The 10,005-nt window shown below is 67.9% G+C and carries 10 protein-coding genes, 1 tRNA gene and 1 pseudogene; 4 read left to right on the top strand and 8 right to left on the bottom strand.

Annotated features, from left to right (window positions below):
- Window positions 1-185 precede the first annotated feature (185 nt).
- From ABS73_RS12520 to pdxH, 4 genes are all read right to left on the bottom strand, one after another.
- Window positions 186-262: transfer RNA gene (locus ABS73_RS12520), tRNA-Pro, on the bottom strand.
- Window positions 263-427: 165 nt separating this feature from the next.
- The gene (locus ABS73_RS12515; RefSeq protein WP_277024317.1) at window positions 428-946 is read right to left on the bottom strand and encodes a DUF192 domain-containing protein; all 519 of its coding nucleotides are present in this window, start codon (window positions 944-946) and stop codon (window positions 428-430) included.
- Complete coding sequence (locus ABS73_RS12510; RefSeq protein WP_277024321.1) at window positions 933-1,517, bottom strand: cold-shock protein; 585 nt, start codon at window positions 1,515-1,517, stop codon at window positions 933-935. Before ABS73_RS12510 ends, ABS73_RS12515 begins: the two co-directional genes overlap by 14 nt.
- Before the next feature lie 138 nt (window positions 1,518-1,655).
- Window positions 1,656-2,279 carry a pyridoxamine 5'-phosphate oxidase gene (gene pdxH, locus ABS73_RS12505; RefSeq protein WP_277024323.1) on the bottom strand — a complete coding sequence of 208 codons (624 nt, stop codon included), beginning with the start codon at window positions 2,277-2,279 and terminating at the stop codon, window positions 1,656-1,658.
- Between the two features lie 79 nt (window positions 2,280-2,358).
- Between pdxH and fabI the strand changes: the two genes are divergently transcribed.
- The 4 genes from fabI to ABS73_RS12485 all read left to right on the top strand — a co-directional run bounded on the left by fabI (window position 2,359) and on the right by ABS73_RS12485 (window position 5,237).
- On the top strand, window positions 2,359-3,186 hold the full coding sequence (fabI, locus tag ABS73_RS12500) for an enoyl-ACP reductase FabI (protein WP_277024327.1): 828 nt from the start codon (window positions 2,359-2,361) through the stop codon (window positions 3,184-3,186).
- A gap of 13 nt (window positions 3,187-3,199) precedes the next feature.
- On the top strand, window positions 3,200-3,811 hold the full coding sequence (locus ABS73_RS12495) for a LysE family translocator (RefSeq protein WP_277024330.1): 612 nt from the start codon (window positions 3,200-3,202) through the stop codon (window positions 3,809-3,811).
- 13 nt (window positions 3,812-3,824) lie between these two features.
- Window positions 3,825-4,325 carry a xanthine phosphoribosyltransferase gene (gene gpt / locus ABS73_RS12490; protein ID WP_136857693.1) on the top strand — a complete coding sequence of 167 codons (501 nt, stop codon included), beginning with the start codon at window positions 3,825-3,827 and terminating at the stop codon, window positions 4,323-4,325.
- Window positions 4,326-4,460: 135 nt separating this feature from the next.
- Window positions 4,461-5,237, top strand: coding sequence for a PRC-barrel domain-containing protein (locus tag ABS73_RS12485; RefSeq protein ID WP_277024335.1), 777 nt, complete (start codon window positions 4,461-4,463; stop codon window positions 5,235-5,237).
- Between the two features lie 57 nt (window positions 5,238-5,294).
- Here ABS73_RS12485 and trpE read toward each other — a convergent pair.
- The 4 genes and pseudogenes from trpE to ABS73_RS12465 all read right to left on the bottom strand — a co-directional run bounded on the left by trpE (window position 5,295) and on the right by ABS73_RS12465 (window position 9,856).
- Window positions 5,295-6,777, bottom strand: a pseudogene (gene trpE, locus ABS73_RS12480) (anthranilate synthase component I).
- Window positions 6,777-6,998, bottom strand: a complete 222-nt coding sequence (locus tag ABS73_RS12475) for a hypothetical protein (protein ID WP_286693480.1) — start codon at window positions 6,996-6,998, stop codon at window positions 6,777-6,779. Before ABS73_RS12475 ends, trpE begins: the two are co-directional and overlap by 1 nt.
- Window positions 6,999-7,008: 10 nt before the next feature.
- Entirely contained in the window at window positions 7,009-8,613 is a 1,605-nt protein-coding gene (locus ABS73_RS12470; RefSeq protein ID WP_286693479.1) for a peptidylprolyl isomerase, read from the bottom strand.
- A 67-nt stretch (window positions 8,614-8,680) separates the two neighbouring features.
- Window positions 8,681-9,856, bottom strand: coding sequence for an aminotransferase (locus ABS73_RS12465; RefSeq protein WP_277024342.1), 1,176 nt, complete (start codon window positions 9,854-9,856; stop codon window positions 8,681-8,683).
- Between the last annotated feature and the right edge of the window lie 149 nt (window positions 9,857-10,005).

Raw genomic sequence — 10,005 nt, 5'->3', positions numbered from 1 at the left:
GTGCCTTCCTCACCTTGCCTCAGGATGAACGCCTTCTGCGCCTCCGTGAACCTCGATGCCTTCATCGTCTTCAGCTCCTCTCCCAGCCAGGGAAGGTTAGCCGAAAACTCCAGTTTCAAACGGTCCAGTTTTCAGGGGGCAGAGCAAACGCAGATGGACGCGGAAATCCCCGGTAGGCAGGAAAATGGTCGGAGTGGAGGGATTCGAACCCCCGACATCCTGGTCCCAAACCAGGCGCGCTACCAGACTGCGCTACACTCCGATCTGATGGCCCAGAGAGCGCCTGCCAGCCATGCTGGCCAAGACGCGTCCGGACATCATCGCCTTTCGGCAGTCAGGCCAGTATCGCCCGACATCGTCGTGTGACACAGGCTGTGCCGCACGTCGACCCTTGCCCTTTAGCGCAAGGGTGCGGCGGTGAAAAGCCCTAGCCGCAGGGCCAGGCTGCGGTTTCCGGGTCAAGCCCCGGATGCGCCAGGACCATACCCGGCTCCAGCCCAAGCCGCGCGGCCTCGCCGCCCGCGATCTCCAGCACCATCAGGCGGTCACGGTCCGGGTCGCCCACGGCCGCGCCGGGAATCGGTGTCTCGTCCAGGGGGCGGGCATTGGCGTGGATGTGGCGGATCACGCCCCGCGCATCGGCAAAGACCATGTCCAGGGGAATCAGCGTATTGCGCATCCAAAAGCTGACCGGCTGCGGTTCGGGATAGACGAACAGCATCCCCTGCCCCGCGGGCAGGTCGCGGCGGAACATCAGCCCCCGAGCCCGCGATTCGGCCGTATCGGCCAGCTCGACCGCAAAGGACAGCGCCCGATCCGGCTCCATGCGAATCAGCGCGACGTCGCTGGCACAGACCGCAACCGGCGCAGGCGTGACGGGCGCCTGTGCCGCTGCCGGGCCGGCCGCCAGTGCGATCAGCAGCGCGGCAAGGCTATTCCGCCACATGGGCCATCACATCGGTCTTGTCGTCGTGATGACCGCGGTCATCCTTGTCCTGCGGCAGAGCGTTGTCCCAGGCCGAGATCTGGGCCGCCATCAGGCCGCGCGGTCCCTCGACCACGCGCAGACAGATCGCCTCTCCGATGGCAAGGTCAGCAAAACCGGAATGGCGCAGAACCTCGATATGGATGAAAACGTCATCGGCATGACCGAAGATGTTGGCAAACCCGAAGCCCTTGGATTTGTCGAACCATTTCACGCGGGCGGGGCGCAGGGGCAGGCTGTCCATGTGCTCGATCACGTCGATGTCCAGATCCGCGATGGGCGGCTGGCCATCGGTCGGGGGCGGCTCGATCGAGACGACCTCGGCGGCCTGCACGCCCCGTTTGGTGTGCTGAACCATCACGCGGACCCGGGACTGGTCCGCGACAGAGCTGCGGCCGAAGTTCCGCAGGACATTCGCATGCAGCAGAATGTCCGTGCCCCCTTCGTCATCCAGGACGAAGCCGTAGCCCTTCGACGGGTCGAACCACTTGACCAGACCCGTCACCAGCCTGAGGCTGCCTTCTTCCGTCATCGCATTTCCGTCTTCGCGCATTTCCAAGCTCCGACAGTAAAGTGGCCTCGACCCGACTACAATACGGGACGTGGCCCAAGGCGGGACTCTGCCACCCCTGTCAGTCCCATGTCGGAACCGTTCGCTGTCAGTTCAAGGTCAGGGTGACAGGCGTGTGACGTCCCATTCCGCCTCGACCCCACCGTCCGGGCGCGTCCAGACGAACCGGTCATGCAGGCGAAACGCGCCATCGGCCCAGAATTCGATCTGCACCGGCCGGATGCGAAAGCCGCCCCAGAACGGGGGGCGCTGCGGGCGCGTGCCATGACGCAGCCCGGCGCGGGCCACCTCGGCCACCAGGGTCGATCGCGCATCCAGGGGCTGCGACTGGCGCGACGCCCAGGCTCCCAGCCTGCTTTGCAGGGCGCGGCTGTCGTAATAGGCGTCGGCCTGCGGCCCCTCCTCCCGCGTGACGGTGCCGCGGACGCGGATCTGGCGATGCAGCGATTTCCAGTGCATGACAAAGGCCGCAGTGCCGGTCGCGCCGATCTGGCGGCCCTTGGCGCTGTCGTAATTGGTGTAGAACACGAACGACCCGTCGGTCCCCTGCCCGTCGATCTCCTTGAGCAGGACCATCCGCACATCGGGCATCCCCTGCGCATCGACCGTGGCCAGCGCGATGGCGTTGGGGTCGTTCGGTTCGGTCGCGGTCGCCTCGGCCAACCAAGCGCGGGCGATGTCGAAGGGGTCGTCGCCCGCGAAGAGTCCGGTTCGATCTGTCATCGCGCGTTCCTTGTGCTTGCTGCGACAGGGCAGTTGCCCTAATCACCGATCAAATGGTTGAAAGCGCGGGGGACAAGACATGTCAAGCGAGCAGAGAGCCGGCCTGATGGCCGGAAAACGCGGTCTCATCATGGGACTGGCCAATGACAAGTCGATCGCCTGGGGCATCGCCAAGGCGCTGGCCGCCGAGGGCGCGCAGCTGGCCTTCAGCTATCAGGGCGATGCGCTGAAAAAGCGCGTGGGCCCGCTGGCCGCCCAACTGGGATCGGACCTGGTTCTGCCCTGCGACGTGGCCGACGAGGCCTCCATCGACGCGCTGTTCACGGATCTGGGCGCGGCCTGGGGCGGACTGGACTTCATCGTCCACGCCATCGGCTTTTCCGACAAGGAGCAGCTGCGCGGCCGCTATGCCGAAACCACGCGCGACAACTTCCTGATGACGATGGATATTTCCGTCTATTCCTTTACCGCCGTCGCCCGCCGCGCCGCCGCCATGATGACCGATGGCGGCGCGATGCTGACGCTGACCTATTACGGCGCCGAGCGCGTGATGCCGCATTACAACGTCATGGGCGTCGCCAAGGCCGCGCTGGAGGCGTCTGTGCGCTACCTGGCCGAGGATTTCGGCAAGGACAACATCCGCGTCAACGCGATCAGCGCCGGACCCATCAAGACGCTGGCCGCCAGCGGCATCGGCGACTTCCGCTATATCATGAAATGGAACGAGCTGAACTCTCCCTTGCGTCGCAATGTCACGCAGGAGGATGTCGGGAATTCGGCGCTGTACCTGCTGTCGCGCCTTGGCGCGGGCGTCACCGGAGAGGTGCATCACGTCGACGCAGGCTATCATGTCGTCGGCATGAAGGCCGTGGACGCGCCCGACATCGCCACCGTCAAGAAGGACTGAGGTCCGCGCCCCGATGATCCAGGTCACGACCGAACAGATGGCCGTCTTTGTCGCCACGCTCTCGGTCGCGATCCTGTCGCCGGGGCCGGGCGTCATCGCGGTCAGCCAGGGGGCGTTCGCGCTTGGGCGCAGGCGGGCGCTGACCTATGGCTGGGGGTTGGCGATCGGGGCCTCGGTCTGGTGCTTGTTCGCGCTGCTGGGCCTGACCGCGCTGTTTCGCGTGGCGCCCTGGACGCTGGCCGCGCTGAAGCTGATGGGCGGGGCCTATCTGCTGTGGATTGGGGTCAAAATGTGGCGCCACGCCGCCGATCCGCTGCCCGATCCGGCGCAGGGGCGCGCGCGGGGCCTCTGGGCCGGCATGGCGCTGAACCTGTCGAACCCAAAGCCCGCCCTGTTCTATTCCGCCGTGCTGCTGTCGATCTTTCCCGGCGCGCTTGGGCTGGCCGACAAGGGCGCGATCTATGCTGTGGCCTTGTCGGTCGAGCTGTTGTTCTATACCGCACTGGCCAGCCTGATGGCGTTGCCGGTCCTGCGGCAGCGCTATTTCGCATCGAAATTCTGGATCGACCGGGGCGCGGGATTCGCGATCGCCGCCCTTGGCCTGTCCCTGATCCTGCGCCCCTGAAGGAGACAAGACCGTGACCGACCGCCTGCCCCACGAGAAAGGCTTTCATGTCAGCTGGGACCAGCTGCACCGCGACGCCCGCGCCCTGGCCTGGCGCATGGACGGCACCGACTGGCGTGCCGTGGTGGCCGTGACCCGCGGCGGACTGGTCCCCGCCATGATCGTCGCCCGAGAGCTGGACATCCGCACGATCGACACGATCTCGATCCGCTCCTACAAGGGCGTGGGAACCGAGGCCGGCCAAGGCCAGCTGGAGGTGCTGAAACGTCCCGACCCCGAGCTGATGGGCGACGGAGAGGGCATCCTGGTCGTCGACGATCTGGTCGATTCGGGCCGCACGCTGGAGCTGATCCGCGAGATGTATCCCAAGGCGCATCTGGCCACCGTCTACGCCAAGCCCAAGGGCAAGCCGATGGTCGCGAGCTATGTGACCGAGGTCAGCCAGGACACCTGGATCTTCTTCCCCTGGGATATGGCCCTGCAATACGTCCAGCCTTTCCGCGGCGAAGATTGACGCCATATCAACTGCTTGACCTGTGACTGCCGGGCGGGGCCGTGGTTTTCCGGAACCGCGCGCCCCGCGTTTGCATTGTGCATCCAATAGCGGGCTGCATTGGTGACCCGCAAGGCACACACAGGAGACAAGAACATGCGCAAGCTGCTTTTGACCACCACCCTCGCCCTGCCGCTGACCATGGGCGCCGCCTTTGCCCAGGATACCGCCCCCGCCGCCGACCCGGCGATGGAGCCCGCGCCGATGACCGATACCGGCACCGCGCCCGCGACCGACATGGGCACCACCGACATGGCCACTACCTCGACCGAGGATGCCGACGCCGCCGCCGCCGCCGCCTCGGCCGCCGAAAAGGTCGAGGTTCAGCAGGCCGCCAACGAATGGCGCGTCGACTGGATCACCGGGACCAACGTCACCTCGCCCGATGGCGAAAACATCGGCTCGATCAGCGACCTGATCGTTGATGGCGACACCGGAGAGATGAAGGCCGCGATCGTCGGCGTCGGCGGCTTCCTGGGCATCGGCCAGAAACAGATCGCCCTGCCTTGGACCGACCTGACCGTCAACTCGGACGCCCGCGAGATCACCAGCTCGCTGACCCGCGACGAGGCTGATGCGGCACCGGAATACGTCTTCCGCGATCAGGAAGCGCAGGCCGGCGACATGATGACCGATCCGGCAGCAGATCCGGCGATGGCACCGGCCGCCGATCCGATGGCGACCACGCCGATGAACGATCCGGCAGGCACGACCACCGCTCCGGCCGACGGGACCATGCCAGCCGATGGGACTATGCCCGCCGACACGATGGCCCCCGCCGATGGCACCATGGCCCCGGCTGACGGGACGATGCCGGCCGATGGCACGATGCCCGCGGACGACACCACGACTGAGCCCGCTCCGGCGAACTGATCGCCGCGCGGTCGGACTGGAACGGCGACCCTTCGGGGTCGCCGTTTTCGCATGCGGTCAGCCGTTTCCCCGAACGAAACGGGCGGCCCCTTCGGCGGCACGCTGCAGAGCGCGGCTCTTGTTGACGGTTTCCTCGAACTCGGCCTCGGGGTCGCTATCATAGACGACGCCGCCGCCCGCCTGGATGTACAGCGCCTTGTCCTTCACCACCGCCGTGCGCAGCGCGATGCACATGTCCATCTCGCCATTGGCAGCGAAATAGCCGACCGCACCGCCATAGACGCCGCGTTTCTCGGGCTCCAGCTCGTCGATGATCTCCATGGCGCGGACCTTGGGGGCACCCGAGACGGTGCCCGCAGGCATCCCGGCCAGCAGCGCGGACAGCGCATCTTCGCCCTCGCGCAGCTCTCCGACCACGTTCGAGACGATATGCATGACGTGGCTGTAGCGTTCGATCACGAACTGCTCGGTCGGGCGGACGGTGCCGGGGCGCGCCACGCGGCCCACATCGTTGCGGCCCAGATCCAGCAGCATCAGATGCTCGGCCAGCTCTTTCTGGTCGGACAGCAGGTCGGCCTCCAGCGCGCGATCCTCGGCATCATCCGCACCACGCGGGCGGGTTCCGGCGATGGGGCGGATGGTCACTTCTCCGTCGCGCAGGCGGACAAGGATCTCGGGGCTGGCGCCCACGATCTGGAACCCGCCCATGTTCAGGAAGAACATGAAGGGCGACGGGTTGGTCCTGCGCAGGCTGCGATACAGCGCAAAGGGCGGCAGCGGGAAATCCATCCGCCAGCGCTGGCTGGGCACCACCTGAAAGATGTCGCCCGCGCGGATATAGTCCTTGGCCTTCTCGACCGCCGCCAGATAGGCGGGCTTGGTGAAGTTCGACACCGGCGCGCCGATCTGGCCCTCGTCGCCCATGACCCGCGGCTCGGACGGCTGGCGGTCCAACGCGCGCAGCGCGTCCATCACCCGCTCACCGGCACGTGCATAGGCCGCGCGCGCATCGCCCCCGTCATGCCAGGCGGGGGCGCACAGCGTCACCTCGCCCTTGACCCCGTCCAGCACGGCCACCACGGACGGCCGCATCAGCATCGCATCGGGCAGGTCCAGCGTGTCGGGGTTCACGTCGGGCAGGTGCTCGACCAAGCGGATCATGTCATAGCCCAGATACGGGCGGCACGCCATCCGGCATGACCTGGATGCGGCTTTCCGCGATCAGCGCGCGCAGGCTGTCCAGTGCCGGGCGGGCATCATCCTGGAAATCCTGCGAAAAGCGCGCCTGACGGTTGATGCGGGCGCGCCTGTCGCGGCATTCCCAGACCAGGTCGGGCTTCATGCCGACGATGGAATAGCGGCCCCGCAGCTCTCCGCCGGTCACGGATTCCAGCATGAAGCTCTGGGGGGCGGCCTCGGCCAGCTTCAGCATCAGGCTGACCGGGGTGTCCAGGTCGGCAGCCAGGCGGATCGTGACCAGCTGGTTGCGGCCCGCCTCCCATTCGGCCTGGAAGGCGGCGAAATCGGGGGTCAGCTGCATCACTGGACCTGCGCGTTGATGGCGTTGATCGCCGACTGGTTCAGCTGCACGGGCGTCTGGCGCTGTGCGTGGCGGGCGTAATAGTCGAACAGGTCGATCTGCAGCGACTGGTCCAGGCGGGCGCGCACGCCGTCCAGGACCTGGGCCGCGTCGCTCTGGGACAGGTCGGCATCGTTGATCTGGTCCAGCCGCACGACGAACACCCGGTCGCCCGCATCCACCACATCCGCGTCACCCGGCTCGGTCAGCGCAAAGGTGCAGGCCGGTCTGGGCGGTCCAGGGGGTGTCGGCTGCAGGATCGGCACCGTCCTCGGGGGTGGGCGTCACGGTCTCGGCAACCTCGGCCAGGCGCAGCTCGGCGGCGGCGGCCAGCAGCTGTCGCTGGACCTCGGCCTCGCGCCAGTCGGCCAGCACGGCGTCGCGCACCTCCTCGAAGGGGCGCAGCGTGGGCGGGATCACCTCGTCCAGGCGCAGGGCAAAGACACCGCCATCGGCCAGCTCGGCCAGCTGCGGGAAATCGGTGGTCGAGATCTGCGCCGCCCGCTCGCGGAAGGCCTCATAACCCGCGATGCTGCCCTCCTCGGCGGGGGCGTCGGCGGTCCAGTCGATGCGGCCCAGCTCCAGCTCGGTCTCCTCGGCCAGATCCTCCAGCGTGGCGCCGCCAGCCAGGATGTCCTCATAATCGCCGGTCCGGTCGCGGATCAGGCGGGCGGCGGCGGACAGGGCCGCCTCGGCGCGCAGATCGTCGCGGGCCTCCTCGAAAGGCACGTCCACCGGGTCCAGGATCGCGTTGACCGCGAACAGCGCCGGGCCCAGATCTGTCTGGATCGGACCCACGACGCCCGGCTGCTCCAGCGCAAAGACCGGCTCGGCGGCGGCGCCCAGCTGGGCGGCGGTGACCTCGCCCAGATCGACGTCGTCCAAGGTCAGGCCGCGCTGCAAAACAAAGGATTCGAACGGCGCCTCGTTGGCGTCGATCTGGGCGCGGGCAGCCTCGGCCTGGGCGGCGTCGGGAAAGACCAGACGGCTGACCATGCGCCGCGCCGGGCGCTGGAACTGGTCGATGTTCTGGTCATAGGTCGCGCGCAGCGCCGCCTCGTCCAGCTGGACGGTGGCGGACAGCATGTCGGGCGTGGCCCAGGCATAAGAGATCGCCCGCGTTTCCGGCGCAGTAAAACGGTCCCCATTAGCCTCGTGCCAAGCCTGCAGGGTCGCCTCGTCGGGCTCGGTCACGGCGGCGGGCAGGTCGTCCTCGGTCAGCTCGCGCCAGCTGAAGTCACGCGATTCCAGCAGCCAGCGCGCGGTCTGGTCGACCAGCGGCGCGGGCGCGGTCACGCCGCCCACCACGGCGCGCTGCAGCATCAGGCGGGCCTCGTCATCGCGGACGGTGGCCTCGAACTCGGCCTCGGACAGACGCTCGCGGCGCAGAACCTCGGCATAGGCGGCGCGGTCAAAGCTGCCATTGGGGCCCTGGAAGGCACCGGCCTGCATGATCGTCTGCGCGACCTGCGCATCGCCCACGGACACGCCGATGCGGCGCGCCTCCTCGGCCAGGGCGGCCGAGGCGATCAGGTTGGCCTGCACCGATTGCGGCAGGCCCATCGCCTGCGCCTGCTGCATGGTGATCGGCTGGCCGGTCTGCTGCTGAAAAGCGCGCAATTCCGATTTCAGCGCGCGGGCATATTCGTCGGCGGTGATCTTGGTCTGCCCGACCGACGCGACCTCGGTCGTTCCGCCAGAGAAGCTGGTGACGCCAAAGCCCCCCAGCCCCAGAACCATCAGACCCATCAGGATCCAGACGATGGTCGATTTGCCCTTGGTACGCAGCTGTGACATGGCGCGGCCTTCCTCGTGGTCGTGTCCCGCCCGTCTTTAGGGCGCGGGCGCGCGACCCACAAGTGGATCAGGCCGAAAGCCCCGCCAGACGCCCGGCCAGCACCGCGATTCCCGCCGCGTCGACATTGGCAAAGGCGATGCGCACGTGCCGCGGCCCGGTCGGATCGTCCGCCGGCGTGAACATGGTCCCGGGCAGCGCCAGCACCCCCGCATCGCGCACCATCCGCCGCGCCAGATCGGCCGAGCCTTCGGCAAAGGGATGCTCCAACCATGCAAAATAAGCGCCCGCGCTTTTCAGGTGCCAGCCATCCAGCGCCCCAAGGGCCGATGCCGCCGCCGCGCGCCGGGCCAGGATCTCGGCCCGTTCGCCGGCCAGCCATTCCTGCAGGTTGGCCATGCCCCAGACCGCCCCGATCTGCCCCAGCTGCGCCGGAGAGATGGCGACCGTGTCCAGAAACTTCTCGACCTGGGCCAGCCGGTCGTGTCCCGCGACCATCGCGCCCACGCGATGCCCGGTCAGCCGATAGGCCTTGGAGAAGCTGTACAGCTGCACCAGCACCCGGTCCCAACCGGGCCGCGTCAGCAGGTCATGGGGCGCGCCGGTGCGGCTGTCAAAATCGCGATAGGTCTCGTCCACCACCAGCGCCAGGCCATGCGCCTGCGCCAGGTCATAGAACCGGTCCACCAGATCGGCGGGGTATTCGGCGCCCGACGGGTTGTTCGGCGTGACCAGCACGATGGCCCGCGTGGCGGGCGTGATCAGCGCTGCCGCGTGGTCGGGGTCGGGCAGCATGTCCGCCCCGCAGGGCAGCGGCACGGTGGTGACGCCCGCCATGTCCAGCCACATCTTGTGGTTGAAATACCACGGCGTCGGCACGATCACCTGATCGCCCTGCCCGGCCAGCGTGGCCATGACCGCGCAGAACGCCTGGTTGCACCCCTGCGTGATCGCCACATGCGATCCGCTCAGCGCACCGCCATAGGCCGCCGAAAACTGCGCCGCCACCGCGTCGCGCAGATCGGTATTGCCCAGCACGGGGCCATACAGATGCGCCTCGGGGCGATGCAGCGCGGCCTCGGCGATGGCGCGGCGCAGCCCTTCGGGGGGCGGATCGACGGGGGCCGCCTGGCTGACATTGATCAGCGGCCGGTCGGGGGCAAAGCGCACCCCGTCCAGCCAGCGGCGCGCCTCCATCACCGGGGGGGCAAAGGTCGCGGCAAGGGCGGGGTTCAGGGGGTGCATGTCAGTTCCGTTCCAGTCGGCGAAGGTCGGTCAGATCGGGCGGCAGCGACAGATCCAGCGCAGGCGCGGGCATCGCGGGCCGGTCATCGGGGGCTGCGGCGCTGTCGGGGGCGATGCGGGGGGTGTCGTCCTGCACGGGTCCGGCCATG

The organism is Paracoccus sp. SCN 68-21 (assembly GCF_001724535.1).
Taxonomy (GTDB): Bacteria; Pseudomonadota; Alphaproteobacteria; order Rhodobacterales; family Rhodobacteraceae; genus Paracoccus; species Paracoccus hibiscisoli.
Note: the sequence above shows the minus strand (reverse complement) of the source record. Positions and strands in the feature narration are given on the sequence as shown.

What these genes read in the sequence shown, in the direction of transcription:
- ABS73_RS12515 (WP_277024317.1), bottom strand. Translation starts at nt 946, where the DNA reads ATGTGGCGGAATAGCCTTGCCGCGCTGCTGATCGCACTGGCGGCCGGC.
- ABS73_RS12510 (WP_277024321.1), bottom strand. Translation starts at nt 1,517, where the DNA reads ATGACGGAAGAAGGCAGCCTCAGGCTGGTGACGGGTCTGGTCAAGTGG.
- pdxH (WP_277024323.1), bottom strand. Translation starts at nt 2,279, where the DNA reads ATGACAGATCGAACCGGACTCTTCGCGGGCGACGACCCCTTCGACATC.
- fabI (WP_277024327.1), top strand. Translation starts at nt 2,359, where the DNA reads ATGTCAAGCGAGCAGAGAGCCGGCCTGATGGCCGGAAAACGCGGTCTC.
- ABS73_RS12495 (WP_277024330.1), top strand. Translation starts at nt 3,200, where the DNA reads ATGATCCAGGTCACGACCGAACAGATGGCCGTCTTTGTCGCCACGCTC.
- ABS73_RS12485 (WP_277024335.1), top strand. Translation starts at nt 4,461, where the DNA reads ATGCGCAAGCTGCTTTTGACCACCACCCTCGCCCTGCCGCTGACCATG.
- ABS73_RS12470 (WP_286693479.1), bottom strand. Translation starts at nt 8,613, where the DNA reads ATGTCACAGCTGCGTACCAAGGGCAAATCGACCATCGTCTGGATCCTG.
- ABS73_RS12465 (WP_277024342.1), bottom strand. Translation starts at nt 9,856, where the DNA reads ATGCACCCCCTGAACCCCGCCCTTGCCGCGACCTTTGCCCCCCCGGTG.